The following is a 12,983-nucleotide window of genomic DNA, read 5'->3' as shown; positions in this document are numbered from 1 at the left end:
CGTTTGCTGTCGAAAATTTAAGGTGAGGGTGAGAGGCCTTATTTACTATTTTGAGAACATTTCTCATTGGTGGGGGGCGATATGACCGTACTGCACAGCGTGGACTTTTTTCCGGCGGGTGGCTCGCCTGTGGCGATAGAGCCGCGGCTGCCGCAGGCGGCTTTCCCGGAGCATCATCATGATTTTCATGAAATCGTGATTGTTGAGCATGGCACGGGCATCCATGTCTTTAACGGTCAGCCCTACACCATCAGCGGCGGCACAGTCTGCTTTGTGCGCGACCACGATCGGCATCTGTATGAGCATACCGACAACCTGTGCCTGACGAACGTGCTCTATCGATCCCCGGACGCGTTCCAGTTTCTCGCGGGGCTTCATCAGCTACTGCCGCAGGAGAAGGAAGGACATTATCCGTCGCACTGGCGCGTGAATCAGGCCACGCTGCAGCAGGTTCGCCAGATTTTGCTCCAGATGGAGCAGAGTCAGGACGGACAGGAGATGCATGCGCTCGCCACGCGCGAGATGTTGTTTATGCAGCTGCTGGTGGCGTTGCGCCGCAGTAACCCGGTGGAGGGGGAGAGCAGCGAAGCCCGCCTGAACCAGCTGATGGCCTGGCTGGAGGAACATTTTGCCGAGGATATCTGCTGGGAAATGCTGGCGAGTCATTTTTCACTCTCCCTGCGCACCCTGCACCGCCAGCTTAAGCAGCGAACCGGGCATACGCCCCAGCGTTACCTTAACCGACTGCGGCTGATAAAAGCGCGCCACCTGCTTCGCCACAGTGATGAAAGCGTCACGGATATCGCTTATTGCTGCGGTTTCGGCGACAGTAACCACTTTTCGACGCTGTTTCGTCGGGAGTTCAGCTGGTCTCCGCGTGATATTCGCCAGGGGAGGGACACCTCACTACAGTAACGCGAGCCCAGTCAACGTTTTGCTGCCGTAAAGCGGGTAATAATGTCAGGTTTTCGCCGTTGAGGTGGTGATGTGGCCGCACCGTTAATTCTTCGCAAAGATGACTTTTTTGCCTCCGCTGAACAAGCTGTTGCGGTGGCGGATCGCTATCCGCAAAACGTCTTTGCTGAACACACGCACGAATTTTATGAGCTGGTGCTGGTGTGGCGCGGCAACGGTCTGCACATTCTCAACGATCGGCCTTACCGGATTACCCGGGGGGATCTGTTTTACATTCGTGCCGAAGATAAACACGCCTACGCCTCGGTGAATGACCTTGTTTTACAGAACGTTATCTACTGCCCCGATCGGCTCAGCCTTAACGTTGACTGGGCAGCATGCATTCCCGGCTTCAACGGTGCGAAAGGCTCGCCGCACTGGCGTTTAAGCAGCAGCGGCATGACTGCCATCCGTCAGGCCATTTCCCTCCTTGAACAGGAGAGCTATAAAATCGATCCGCTGGCTAACCCGATGGCGGAGATCCTCTTCGCACAGCTGGTGATGATGCTTAAACGGCATCGCTACGAGACGGATAACCCCTCCGCAACGCAGCAGGAGACCCTGCTCGATAAGCTGATTGCCACGCTGGCGGCCAGCCTGAATAAAAGCTTTGTTCTGGAAAAGTTCTGCGAGCAGGAGCAGTGCAGCGAACGTGCCCTGCGTCAGCAGTTCCGTACCCAGACGGGCATGACGGTAAATCACTATTTGCGCCAGCTGCGCATTTGCCACGCCCAGTATTTGCTCCAGCATACAGAGTTCATGGTCAGTGACGTGGCAATGCGCTGCGGCTTTGAGGACAGTAACTACTTTTCGGTGGTCTTTAATCGCGAGGTAGGGATGACGCCGGTGCAATGGCGTCATCACAGTCGCAGGGCGGCGTAATCAGTTCGCCATACCGAGGCCGACAATGTTGGCCGCAATGATAATCACCACGCAGCCCAGGCTCAGAACGCCCACCGGTCGGCGTCCGGCATTGTTCCACTCCCTCAAGATGAGACCCACCAGTCCGCCGCACAGCACGTAGAAGCTCATGTGCAGCATCCAGCTCATATAGTCATATTGTGCCGGGATGCTGGCGTGTCCCCAGGCGTAGAAAAAGAATTGCAGGTACCACATCAGTCCGCCGAGCGCCGAAAGCAGTACGTTGGTGATGATGACCCGTCTTGCCAGTGAGAAGTCGGCTTTTAGCGACAAAATCTCAACTTTTGCCAGACGAATTACGCAATAGCCGAGGTTAACCAGTGCACCGCCGCCCATGATCACCACGTAGCTGGGCAGCGCCACGTACAGCGGGTCGACGCCCAGCGCGGCTGCCGCCTCGTGCATCGGTTTGGCGGCGTTCATGGCAAACGACATTCCGGCGGAGAAGATGCCGCACATTACCGCCAGCAGCAGACCCTTTTTCAGGTTAAAGTCCTCGGCTTTAATGCCCATCTTGCGCTCTTTCAACTGGCCCGCGCGGGTCACTATTCCGACGCCAATAACCGCTACCAGCACGCCCAGCAGCGTCATTCTGCCGCCTTCGGTATTCAGTAACACGTCGAGGTTACCGTTGAGGATGGGCGTCATCAGAGTGCCGACAATCAGCGTGATGCCAATCGCGATGCCGATCCCCATCGACATGCCGAGATAGCGCATGGTGAGGCCGTAGTTAATATTGCCGATGCCCCACATGGCACCAAACAGAAACACCGGCAGCAGAGTGGAGGCGTTAAAAGAGGAGAAGTAGCCCCAGAAATCCGGGAGTAGCATGGCGCTGATGGCCCAGGGAAGCAGGATCCAGGAGACCACACCGCCAACCGACCACATGGTTTCCCATGACCACTGCCTGACTTTTTTAAACGGAGCATAGAAGCAGGCTGCACTGGCCGCACCTATCAAATGCCAGAAAATACCCATCGTAATCGCATGATTCATGTTTACGTCCTCATCGTTTTTATCGGTCAATGGCATCCCACCGACCCGATGAGTGTAAAAATTAAGCAGAACGACCACCTTCGGGAGGCTGCCGCACTTTGGTTTTAAATGGCAATCAACGCGTTAAGCGCGTGAGCAGATTCACATTTTCACGCTTCATCAGAAAAGGAGTGACCTTACAAAAACTACGGCATTGATAATCATTTTCAATATCATTTAATTAACTATAATGAACCAACTGCTTACGCGGCATTAACAGCTGTGCCGCCCGACAATAATGGAGAGGATTATGAGTTATACACTGCCATCCCTGCCGTATGCCTACGACGCACTGGAACCGCATTTCGACAAGCAGACGATGGAAATCCATCACACTAAACACCACCAGACCTATGTGAACAACGCGAATGCTGCGCTGGAAAGCCTGCCAGAGTTCGCTAACCTGTCTGCTGAAGAACTGATCACTAAACTGGACCAGCTGCCAGCGGACAAGAAAACCGTTCTGCGTAACAACGCGGGCGGCCACGCTAACCACAGCCTGTTCTGGAAAGGCCTGAAAACCGGTACCACCCTGCAGGGCGACCTGAAAGCGGCTATCGAGCGCGACTTCGGCTCCGTTGACAACTTCAAAGCGGAATTCGAAAAAGCCGCTGCAACCCGTTTCGGCTCTGGCTGGGCGTGGTTGGTTCTGAAAGGTGACAAACTGGCGGTGGTTTCCACTGCTAACCAGGACTCCCCGCTGATGGGTGAAGCGATCTCTGGCGCATCCGGCTTCCCGATCCTGGGTCTGGACGTGTGGGAACACGCTTACTACCTGAAGTTCCAGAACCGTCGCCCTGACTACATCAAAGCGTTCTGGGATGTGGTGAACTGGGACGAAGCAGCAGCGCGTTTCGCCGCTAAAAAATAAGGTTGCATTGACGCCTGTGAGAAGCGAGTCTGATGACTCGCTTTTTTTGTATCTGCGTAATGGAGGCAGCGATGCATTACCCGGTGAATGTGTTTACAGGCAAGGTAAGGGAGTACGACGGCAGCCGCCCGAGCGCCATCGCGAAAGTGCAGGTTGACGGTGAACTGACCTTAACCGACCTTGGGCTGGCAGGCGATGAGCAGGCCGAAAAGAAAATCCACGGCGGGCCGGATCGCGCGCTGTGTCACTATCCTCGCGAGCACTATCAGCACTGGAAAACCGAATTTCCTGACCAGGCGGACCTCTTCGTCGCGCCTGCATTTGGTGAGAATCTCTCGACGGAAGGGCTGACGGAAAAGAACGTGTTTATCGGCGATATTTATCGCTGGGGCGACGCCCTGATTCAGGTGACGCAGCCTCGCTCGCCGTGCTTCAAGCTCAACTACCACTTCGGCATTCAGGATATGTCGGCCCAGCTGCAAAGCGCGGGTAAAACCGGCTGGCTGTACCGTGTGGTGCTGGCCGGGCAGGTTTCGGCGGATGCGCCGCTTGAGCTGGCTTCGCGCCTGAGCGACGTGTCGGTGTATGACGCCTGCGCCATCGCCTGGCATATGCCGTTTGATGATGAACAATATCATCGGTTGCTGTCTGCGGCGGGGTTATCGACCAGCTGGACCAGAACAATGCAGAAGCGGCGGTTAAGCAACAAGATCGAAGATAATTCGCGGAGATTGTGGGGAAAATAGTGCTCCGCAGAAAGTAGGCCGGGTAAGGCGAAGCCGCCACCCGGCACATACAGTTATGAACGCTTATACAACGGCAGCCACAGCGTTAACCGCAACCCGCCCAGCGGGCTGTCGTCAGCTTTCACCCAGCCGCGATGCTGTTGCATGGCGGTTTCAACAATTGCCAGACCCAAACCTGTACCGCCGGATTCACGGTCGCGCGCTTCGTCAGTACGGTAGAACGGACGGAAAATCTGCTCCCGATCTTCAGGGCTGACGCCAGGACCGTCGTCATCCACGATAACGGTGATCCCGTCTTTATCTACCGAGAACGCCACCTCAATCTTGGTATGCGAGTAGCGCAGAGCGTTACGCACAATATTCTCCAGCGCGCTTTCCAGCGTGTTGGGGTTGCCGTACAGCGGCCATGGACCCGGCGGGAAGTTGACGGTGAACGATTTGCCCATCTGTTCCGCTTCGAACGCCGCGTTGTCCAGCACCTCATGCCACAGGTGATTGGCTTTCACCGTTTCGCTGACCAGCGCGTTTTTCTGCTGGTTGCGTGACATCACCAGCAGGTCATTAATCATGCTGTCCAGGCGGTGAGCTTCCGTTTCAATACGTTCCAGCTCTTTACTTTCCCCACTGCGGCGGCGCAACAGCGCGGTGCCAAGCTGCAAACGCGTAAGCGGGGTGCGCAGCTCGTGCGAGATGTCCGATAGCAGACGCTGCTGTGCGGTCATCATTCGATCGAGCGCGCTGACCATCTGGTTAAAACTGGTCCCGGCGGCAAGGAATTCCTGTGGCCCCGCTTCCAGCTCAGGGTGTTGTCGCAGGTTACCCTGCGCCACTTCATCGGCGGCGTTTTTCAGCTTACGTGCGGGTTTTGCCAGACTCCACGCCAGCCATAACAGCAGCGGCGAGCTGACCAGCATGGTAACAATCAGCAGCAGGAGCGGACGGTCAAACAGCAGGTTGATGAAATCGGACTGGGAACTGCTCGCAGGGCGAATCAAATAGAGCTGGTAATTGTCTTCCCCATCCCGTACCGAGAAAGGACCCACCATCTCTACCCGACCATATTTCTTTTTCTGTGGGTGATCGGCATTATCCGCCTGGCCAATAAAGTTACGGATAATCTGCATTTCATTGCGATCGGCCCCAATGACGCGGCCTTCGCTGGTGACCAGCAAAAGGCGTTGCCCGGGCGGCGCCCACTTGTCGATAGCGCGAAACAGCCTGCGCCACCACATCAAATCGTTCGGCGGATCGTTTGCCAGCTCCGCTTCAACATGCTGCTCGATCATCACGCCCTGACGTTGCTCGCTGTCAAGAAGCTCCGTCATCTGGCGTGAGTCGAGTTTTGGCAACATCAACACGAGCATTAAAACCAGGGCCAGCGTCAGCCAGAAGATGGCAAAGATGCGGGCGGTTAAGCTGCCTATCATGAAGCGGAAACCATCAGATAGCCGCGACCACGCAGGGTTTTAAACCATGGGTGACCGTCTTTACGCTCCGGCAGCTTGCGGCGCAGGTTAGAGATGTGCATGTCGATGGCGCGGTCAAACGGGGTAAGACGTTTGCCCAGCACTTCCTGACTCAGGTGTTCACGCGATACCACCTGGCCGAGGTGCTGCGCCAGCAGATAAAGCAGGGTGAACTCTGTGCCGGTCAACTCCAGGGTCTGACCGTCGAAGCTCGCTTCCTGACGACCTGGGTTCAGGCTCAGGGAGTCCACTTCCAGCGTGGGTGAGCTGTTGTCGGTATTCTGCTGCTGCTCGCTCCAGTGGGAACGGCGCAGGATAGCGCGAATACGGGCCACCAGTTCACGATCGTTGAACGGTTTCGGTAAATAGTCATCCGCACCCAGCTCAAGGCCGAGAACGCGGTCAAGTTCGCTGCCGCGGGCGGTCAGCATGATAACGGGGGTCTGGTGTGTCTGGCGAAGCTCTTTCAGCGTATCAATACCGTTTTTCTTCGGCATCATGACGTCGAGCAAAAGTAAATCGATGCTGTCGTCAAGGAGACTCAGCGCCTGCTCGCCATCATGGGCAACCAGGACGTTGAAACCTTCCATGTCGAGCAACTCCTTTAAAAGGGATGTGAGCTCTCGGTCATCATCAACTAACAGGATTTTATTCATTGTTTAAATACCTCCGAGGCAGAAATTACGACATCAAGGCTATCTAATCCATGACTTTACGTTGTTTTACACCCCCTGACGCATGTTTGCAGCCTGAATCGTAGACTGTCTCTCGTTGAATCGCGACACGAAAGATTTTGGGAGCAAGTGATGCGCAAAGTTACCGCTGCCGTCATGGCCTCAACGCTGGCGTTCAGTGCGTTTAGCCAGGCCGCTGTAGCTATCAACGGCGATACCGGTCCCTCACCAGAGGGCGCAACGCAGCTCAGTAGCCAAAGCCATATGTTTGACGGCATAAGTTTAACCGAACATCAGCGTCAACAGATGCGAGATCTGATGCAGAGGGCACGACACGACCAGCCCCCTGTTAATGTTAGCGAAATGGAGACAATGCATCGCCTTGTCACCGCAGAAAATTTTGACGAAAGCGCTGTACGCGCTCAGGCCGAAAAAATGGCACAGGAACAGGTTGCCCGCCAGGTAGAGATGGCGAAGGTCCGTAACCAGATGTTCCACCTGCTAACGCCCGAGCAGCAAGCGGTTTTGAACACCCGACATCAGCAACGAATGGACCAGTTGCGTGAGGTTGCACGGATGCAGCGAAGCCTGGATGCGACGCTTTTCAGTAGCAATAGCAGTACCCGTAGTAACCAGTAAACCCTGTTTTCCTTGCCATAGACACCATCCCTGTCTTCCCCCACATGATGTGGGGGTTTTTTTTGCCCCGCATTCTGATTTGTTAACCGTTTATTCATCCTCCGTCCCCCTATGCTTCCGTTATACTAGCGGCAAGACATGACAGGAGCGTTTATGAATCAATCCTATGGAAGGCTGGTAAGCCGGGCCGCTATTGCGGCAACCGTTGTGGCGTCTGGCCTGTTACTGATTAAAATCTTTGCCTGGTGGTATACCGGTTCGGTCAGTATTCTGGCGGCGCTGGTGGATTCGCTAATGGATATTGCCGCCTCGCTGACCAACCTGCTGGTGGTGCGCTATTCACTGCAGCCCGCGGATGAAGAGCACACGTTTGGGCACGGTAAAGCGGAGTCGCTGGCCGCGCTGGCGCAAAGCATGTTTATTTCCGGTTCTGCACTGTTCCTGTTTTTGACCGGCATTCAGCATCTCGTCTCGCCGACACCTATGAACGATCCCGGTGTGGGCGTAGTGGTGACGGTCGTTGCACTTATAAGCACACTTGTTCTGGTAACGTTCCAGCGCTGGGTGGTTCGCAAAACGCAAAGCCAGGCTGTACGGGCGGATATGCTTCATTATCAATCTGATGTTATGATGAATGGGGCAATTCTTATTGCGCTGGGCCTGGCCTGGTATGGCTGGCACCGGGCCGATGCGCTATTTGCGTTAGGTATCGGCATCTATATTTTGTATAGCGCCTTACGGATGGGGTATGACGCGGTGCAATCGTTGCTTGACCGAGCCCTTCCGGACGCAGAACGCAATGAAATTTTTTCTCTTGTGACCTCCTGGCCTGGCGTCAGCGGTGCACACGATCTTCGAACGCGGCAGTCAGGGCCGACCCGCTTTATTCAGATTCATATTGAAATGGAAGACAACCTGCCACTGGTACAGGCTCACGTGATTGCTGAGCAGGTCGAGCAGGCAATTTTGCAGCGTTTTCCTGGTTCAGACGTCATTATTCACCAGGATCCCTGCTCGGTTGTACCCGGACACGTGGGGCTTTCGTAATTGGTTGTAAAAAAGTGAGCCAGGCCAGCATTTTGTGTATAAATTACCGCCATTTGGTCTGACCTGAATCAATTCAGCTGGAAGGGATTGATATACTATTTGCAGTATTCGTTGGTCGATAAGTTTCTTCCGGCAACAGATTTCAATTTTGCATTCCTAAGTTCAGAGGTAGTCATGATTAAGAAAATCGGTGTGTTGACAAGCGGCGGTGATGCGCCGGGCATGAACGCGGCAATTCGTGGTGTTGTCCGTGCAGCGCTGACGGAAGGTCTGGAAGTTTTTGGTATCTATGATGGTTACCTGGGTCTGTATGAAGATCGTATGGTTCAGCTCGACCGTTACAGCGTGTCCGACATGATTAACCGTGGCGGTACCTTCCTTGGGTCTGCGCGCTTCCCGGAATTCCGTGACGAACACATCCGTGAAGTGGCTATCGAGAACATGAAAAAACGCGGTCTGGACGCGCTGGTGGTTATCGGCGGTGACGGCTCTTACATGGGTGCAAAACGTCTGACCGAAATGGGCTTCCCGTGCATCGGTCTGCCGGGCACCATCGACAACGACATCAAAGGTACTGACTACACTATCGGCTTCTTTACTGCACTGGGTACCGTTGTTGAAGCGATCGACCGTCTGCGCGATACCTCGTCTTCTCACCAGCGTATCTCTATCGTTGAAGTGATGGGGCGTTACTGCGGTGACCTGACCCTGGCCGCGGCGATTGCCGGTGGTTGTGAGTTCGTGGTGGTTCCGGAAGTGGAATTCAGCCGTGAAGATCTGGTCGCTGAAATCAAAGCCGGCATCGCGAAAGGTAAAAAACACGCGATCGTGGCTATCACCGAGCACATCTGTGACGTTGACGAGCTGGCGAAGTACATCGAAGCCGAAACCAAGCGCGAAACCCGCGCGACCGTACTGGGTCACATCCAGCGTGGCGGTTCCCCTGGCCCTTACGACCGCATTCTGGCGTCCCGTATGGGCGCGTACGCTATCGATCTGCTGCTGCAGGGTCACGGCGGCCGTTGCGTCGGTATTCAGAACGAAAAACTGGTTCACCATGACATCATCGACGCGATTGAAAATATGAAGCGTCCGTTCAAAGGTGACTGGCTGGACTGCGCGAAAAAACTGTACTGATCGGCTCTGTTGCCCGGTGGCAAGGTAAATGCAAAACGGTAACCCTTGGGTTACCGTTTTTTATGTTTGCTCCCTCTCCCGTGGGAGAGAGTTGGGATGAGGGCATCTGGCTGCTCACATTCTTCTTTTTATTCCTCTACGTTATAGCCAATCTTTTTTTATTCTTTAATCATCGAATCGCTTTCTGGCACGCTGCATTCATCAAAACACTACACAAGAGAGCCGGGCGATGAATAAATGGGGCGTGGGTTTAACATTATTGCTGGCATCGACCAGCGTTCTGGCGAAGGACATCCAGTTACTGAACGTGTCTTACGACCCGACGCGTGAGCTGTACGAGCAGTACAACAAAGCATTTGCGGCGCACTGGAAACAGGAAACTGGCGACAATGTCGTGGTTCGCCAGTCTCACGGCGGCTCCGGTAAACAGGCGACCTCCGTCATCAACGGTATCGAAGCCGATGTGGTGACCCTGGCGCTGGCCTACGATGTCGACGCCATTGCCGAGCGTGGTCGTATCGACAAAAACTGGATCAAACGCCTGCCGGATAACTCTGCGCCATACACCTCGACCATCGTCTTCCTGGTACGTAAAGGCAACCCGAAACAGATTAAAGACTGGAACGACCTGGTAAAACCGGGCGTGTCAGTGATTACACCAAACCCGAAAAGCTCCGGCGGCGCTCGCTGGAACTACCTGGCGGCCTGGGGTTACGCGCTGCATCACAACAACGGTGACCAGGCCAAAGCGCAGGAGTTCGTGAAAGCGCTGTACAAAAACGTCGAAGTGCTGGACTCCGGCGCGCGTGGCGCCACCAACACCTTCGTCGAGCGCGGTATCGGCGACGTGCTGATCGCATGGGAAAACGAAGCCCTGCTGGCCACCCACGAGCTGGGCAAAGACAAGTTCGAGATTGTGACCCCAGGCGAGTCTATTCTTGCCGAGCCGACTGTTTCCGTGGTCGACAAAGTGGTTGATAAGAAAGGGACAAAAGCGGTGGCGGAAGCCTACCTGAAATATCTCTACTCGCCTGAAGGCCAGGAAATTGCGGCGAAAAACTACTATCGTCCACGCGATGCGGCTGTTGCGAAGAAATATGAAGGGGAATTCCCGAAACTGAAACTCTTTACCATTGATGATGTGTTCGGCGGCTGGACGAAAGCGCAGAAAGAGCACTTCTCTAATGGCGGCACCTTCGATCAGATTAGCCAGCGCTAAGCGTTATCAAACGGCACGGTGACCCGGTGTGAGAAATCCACCGGGTTTTTTATTTGGTCATCATTTTGCGTTACTCTTTCGCCTCTATCGAAAACAGGGAACGCGTTGTGAAAAAAATTATCTTATTGATCCTTATTATCATCGCCCTTGCCGCTGGCGGCGTGTACTGGATAAAAGCGGGTAATCCGAATGCGTTGCGTCATATCGTTCTCGACCAGTGCCTGCCTAATCAACTGCAACACCGTAACCCGGCACCCTGCGCACAGGTGAAGCCTGATGCGGGCTATGTCGTATTTAAAGACCGCAACGGGCCGTTGCAGTATCTGCTGATGCCGACATACCGCATTAATGGAACCGAAAGCCCGCTCCTGACCGAGCCTCACACGCCAAATTTCTTCTGGCTGGCGTGGCAGTCGCGCAGCTTTATGACCCTGAAGCGGGGATCTGAGGTGCCTGACAGCGCCATTTCACTGACGATTAACTCGCCGACTGGCCGTACGCAGAACCATTTCCATATTCATATCTCCTGTCTGCGCCCGGACGTACGTGAGAAACTCAATGCGGCACAGGGCGACATCAGCACCCAGTGGCTACCTCTACCCGGTGGGCTGGAGGGGCACGAGTATCTTGCCCGACGGGTAACGGAGAATGAACTGGTCCAGCGCAGCCCGTTTATGATGCTGGCGGAAGAGCTACCCGAAGCGCGCGACCACATGGGGCGCTTTGCGCTGGCGATGGCGCAGCAGTCGGATGGTTCGTTTGTTTTGCTGGCGACCGAGCGAAACCTGCTCATGCTTAACCGCGCCTCGGCTGAGGAATTGCAGGATCATCAATGCACTATCCTGAAGTGACCCCACCATAAATAGCGTTTACTCGTCCTGCCTGTCGCCGTAGACTTGCTGAAAAAATCTACAGGAGACAGGTATGTCGCTCTGGTTATCTCATCCTCTGCTGCTGCCTTCGTTGATTGTTGGCGTCACCATCGTGCTATGGGCGACGTCGCTACTGCCAGAATTTATCACCGCGCTGCTGTTTTTCACGGCAGCGATGGCCGCCAGAATCGCCCCGCCGGAAGCCATTTTCGGCGGCTTTGCCTCGTCGGCTTTCTGGCTGGTATTCAGCGGTTTTGTACTGGGGGTGGCGATCCGTAAAACCGGTCTGGCTGACAGGGCCGCCCGGGCGCTGTCAGCAAAGCTTACCGATTCCTGGATAGTGATGGTGGCGAGTGTGGTGCTGCTGAGCTATGCGTTGGCGTTTGTGATGCCGTCAAATATGGGGCGTATTGCGCTGCTGATGCCGATTGTTGCGGCGATGGCGAAACGTGCCGGTATCCCTGACGGTTCCCGCGCCTGGTTTGGTCTGGCGCTGGCTGTGGGGTTCGGCACTTTCCAGCTCTCGGCAACTATCCTGCCTGCTAACGTCCCTAACCTGGTGATGAGCGGTGCGGCGGAAGGCTCGTACGGCATCCACCTGAACTATGTTCCGTATCTGCTGCTGCACACCCCGGTGCTGGGCATTCTCAAAGGACTGATCCTGATTGGCCTCATCTGCTGGTTATTCCCCGGCAGCCCAAAACCGCCGAAGGATCTGGCGCCATCTGAACCCATGGGGCAGGATGAAAAGCGCCTCGCCTGGCTGCTGGCGGTGGTGCTGATGATGTGGGTCACGGAGAGCTGGCATGGTATTGGGCCGGCATGGACTGGGCTGGCGGCGTCCGTCATCGTTATGCTGCCGCGCGTTGGTTTTATCACCGGGGAAGAGTTTTCTGCGGGGGTGAATATGCGTACCTGCCTCTATGTTGCAGGCATTCTTGGGCTGGCCATCGTGGTAACGCAAACCGGTATCGGTACGGCGGTGGGCGAAGCGTTGCTCCGCATTATGCCGCTGGACGCAGACAAACCGTTCACCAGTTTCCTGGCGCTGACCGGTATCACCACCGCGCTCAACTTCATTATGACTGCCAACGGCGTTCCGGCGCTGTATACCACCCTGGCACAGAGCTTCTCAGATGCCACCGGCTTCCCGCTGCTGTCGGTGATTATGATTCAGGTACTGGGTTATTCCACGCCGCTGCTGCCGTATCAGGCGTCGCCGATTGTTGTGGCGATGGGGCTAGGGAAGGTGCCTGCAAAGGCGGGGATGATGCTCTGTCTGGCGCTGGCTGTTGCGACGTATCTGGTGCTGCTGCCGCTGGATTATCTGTGGTTTAGCTTGCTGGGGAAAGTGTAGTCCGCCCAACCCTCTCCCGAAGGGAGAGGGAGGAGAAGAGCGTAG

13 protein-coding genes are annotated in these 12,983 nt (G+C 55.2%); 10 read left to right on the top strand and 3 right to left on the bottom strand.

Annotated elements, in window-relative coordinates; genetic code table 11:
* Positions 1 to 81: 81 nt before the first annotated feature.
* Both rhaS and rhaR read left to right on the top strand, forming a co-directional pair.
* Positions 82 to 915 carry an HTH-type transcriptional activator RhaS gene (gene rhaS, locus A4308_RS06715; RefSeq protein WP_045281587.1) on the top strand — a complete coding sequence of 278 codons (834 nt, stop codon included), beginning with the start codon at positions 82 to 84 and terminating at the stop codon, positions 913 to 915.
* 72 nt (positions 916 to 987) lie between these two features.
* Positions 988 to 1,836 carry an HTH-type transcriptional activator RhaR gene (rhaR, locus tag A4308_RS06710; protein ID WP_023331609.1) on the top strand — a complete coding sequence of 283 codons (849 nt, stop codon included), beginning with the start codon at positions 988 to 990 and terminating at the stop codon, positions 1,834 to 1,836.
* Here the strand turns inward: rhaR and rhaT are convergent, their stop codons facing one another.
* Positions 1,837 to 2,871: an L-rhamnose/proton symporter RhaT gene (gene rhaT, locus A4308_RS06705; RefSeq protein WP_063308769.1), complete on the bottom strand. Its 1,035-nt coding sequence runs from the start codon at positions 2,869 to 2,871 to the stop codon at positions 1,837 to 1,839. It lies immediately after the preceding gene.
* Between the two features lie 289 nt (positions 2,872 to 3,160).
* Here rhaT and sodA point away from each other — a divergent pair, with 289 nt between their 5' ends.
* Both sodA and yiiM read left to right on the top strand, forming a co-directional pair.
* Entirely contained in the window at positions 3,161 to 3,781 is a 621-nt protein-coding gene (gene sodA, locus A4308_RS06700) for a superoxide dismutase [Mn] (RefSeq protein ID WP_004203668.1), read from the top strand.
* 71 nt (positions 3,782 to 3,852) lie between these two features.
* Positions 3,853 to 4,527 carry a 6-hydroxyaminopurine reductase gene (yiiM, locus tag A4308_RS06695; RefSeq protein ID WP_014885718.1) on the top strand — a complete coding sequence of 225 codons (675 nt, stop codon included), beginning with the start codon at positions 3,853 to 3,855 and terminating at the stop codon, positions 4,525 to 4,527.
* Positions 4,528 to 4,580: 53 nt separating this feature from the next.
* Here yiiM and cpxA read toward each other — a convergent pair whose 3' ends face one another.
* Positions 4,581 to 5,954: an envelope stress sensor histidine kinase CpxA gene (gene cpxA, locus A4308_RS06690; RefSeq protein ID WP_014885717.1), complete on the bottom strand. Its 1,374-nt coding sequence runs from the start codon at positions 5,952 to 5,954 to the stop codon at positions 4,581 to 4,583.
* Positions 5,951 to 6,649 carry an envelope stress response regulator transcription factor CpxR gene (gene cpxR / locus A4308_RS06685; protein ID WP_006179159.1) on the bottom strand — a complete coding sequence of 233 codons (699 nt, stop codon included), beginning with the start codon at positions 6,647 to 6,649 and terminating at the stop codon, positions 5,951 to 5,953. The genes cpxA and cpxR overlap by 4 nt, the downstream gene beginning before the upstream one ends.
* A gap of 150 nt (positions 6,650 to 6,799) precedes the next feature.
* On the opposite strand from cpxR, the gene cpxP reads away from it, so the two are divergent.
* The 6 genes from cpxP to A4308_RS06655 all read left to right on the top strand — a co-directional run bounded on the left by cpxP (position 6,800) and on the right by A4308_RS06655 (position 12,938).
* On the top strand, positions 6,800 to 7,306 hold the full coding sequence (gene cpxP, locus A4308_RS06680; RefSeq protein ID WP_023331606.1) for a cell-envelope stress modulator CpxP: 507 nt from the start codon (positions 6,800 to 6,802) through the stop codon (positions 7,304 to 7,306).
* A gap of 153 nt (positions 7,307 to 7,459) precedes the next feature.
* Entirely contained in the window at positions 7,460 to 8,353 is an 894-nt protein-coding gene (gene fieF / locus A4308_RS06675) for a CDF family cation-efflux transporter FieF (RefSeq protein ID WP_014885715.1), read from the top strand.
* A gap of 174 nt (positions 8,354 to 8,527) precedes the next feature.
* A complete protein-coding gene (gene pfkA, locus A4308_RS06670; RefSeq protein ID WP_014885714.1) occupies positions 8,528 to 9,490 on the top strand; it encodes a 6-phosphofructokinase in 963 nt (320 codons plus the stop codon).
* 229 nt (positions 9,491 to 9,719) lie between these two features.
* Positions 9,720 to 10,709 carry a sulfate ABC transporter substrate-binding protein gene (locus A4308_RS06665; RefSeq protein WP_014885713.1) on the top strand — a complete coding sequence of 330 codons (990 nt, stop codon included), beginning with the start codon at positions 9,720 to 9,722 and terminating at the stop codon, positions 10,707 to 10,709.
* 107 nt (positions 10,710 to 10,816) lie between these two features.
* Positions 10,817 to 11,560, top strand: a complete 744-nt coding sequence (locus tag A4308_RS06660; RefSeq protein ID WP_014885712.1) for a CDP-diacylglycerol diphosphatase — start codon at positions 10,817 to 10,819, stop codon at positions 11,558 to 11,560.
* A gap of 73 nt (positions 11,561 to 11,633) precedes the next feature.
* The gene (locus tag A4308_RS06655; protein WP_063308484.1) at positions 11,634 to 12,938 is read left to right on the top strand and encodes an SLC13 family permease; all 1,305 of its coding nucleotides are present in this window, start codon (positions 11,634 to 11,636) and stop codon (positions 12,936 to 12,938) included.
* The last annotated feature ends 45 nt before the right edge of the window (positions 12,939 to 12,983 follow it).

This window comes from Enterobacter sp. ODB01, assembly GCF_001623605.1.
GTDB classification, from domain to species: Bacteria; Pseudomonadota; Gammaproteobacteria; order Enterobacterales; family Enterobacteriaceae; genus Enterobacter; species Enterobacter kobei.
This window is presented reverse-complemented; position numbering and strand designations above follow the sequence as displayed.

What these genes read in the sequence shown, in the direction of transcription:
- rhaS (WP_045281587.1), top strand. Translation starts at nt 82, where the DNA reads ATGACCGTACTGCACAGCGTGGACTTTTTTCCGGCGGGTGGCTCGCCT.
- rhaT (WP_063308769.1), bottom strand. Translation starts at nt 2,871, where the DNA reads ATGAATCATGCGATTACGATGGGTATTTTCTGGCATTTGATAGGTGCG.
- sodA (WP_004203668.1), top strand. Translation starts at nt 3,161, where the DNA reads ATGAGTTATACACTGCCATCCCTGCCGTATGCCTACGACGCACTGGAA.
- yiiM (WP_014885718.1), top strand. Translation starts at nt 3,853, where the DNA reads ATGCATTACCCGGTGAATGTGTTTACAGGCAAGGTAAGGGAGTACGAC.
- cpxA (WP_014885717.1), bottom strand. Translation starts at nt 5,954, where the DNA reads ATGATAGGCAGCTTAACCGCCCGCATCTTTGCCATCTTCTGGCTGACG.
- cpxR (WP_006179159.1), bottom strand. Translation starts at nt 6,649, where the DNA reads ATGAATAAAATCCTGTTAGTTGATGATGACCGAGAGCTCACATCCCTT.
- cpxP (WP_023331606.1), top strand. Translation starts at nt 6,800, where the DNA reads ATGCGCAAAGTTACCGCTGCCGTCATGGCCTCAACGCTGGCGTTCAGT.
- fieF (WP_014885715.1), top strand. Translation starts at nt 7,460, where the DNA reads ATGAATCAATCCTATGGAAGGCTGGTAAGCCGGGCCGCTATTGCGGCA.
- pfkA (WP_014885714.1), top strand. Translation starts at nt 8,528, where the DNA reads ATGATTAAGAAAATCGGTGTGTTGACAAGCGGCGGTGATGCGCCGGGC.
- A4308_RS06665 (WP_014885713.1), top strand. Translation starts at nt 9,720, where the DNA reads ATGAATAAATGGGGCGTGGGTTTAACATTATTGCTGGCATCGACCAGC.
- A4308_RS06655 (WP_063308484.1), top strand. Translation starts at nt 11,634, where the DNA reads ATGTCGCTCTGGTTATCTCATCCTCTGCTGCTGCCTTCGTTGATTGTT.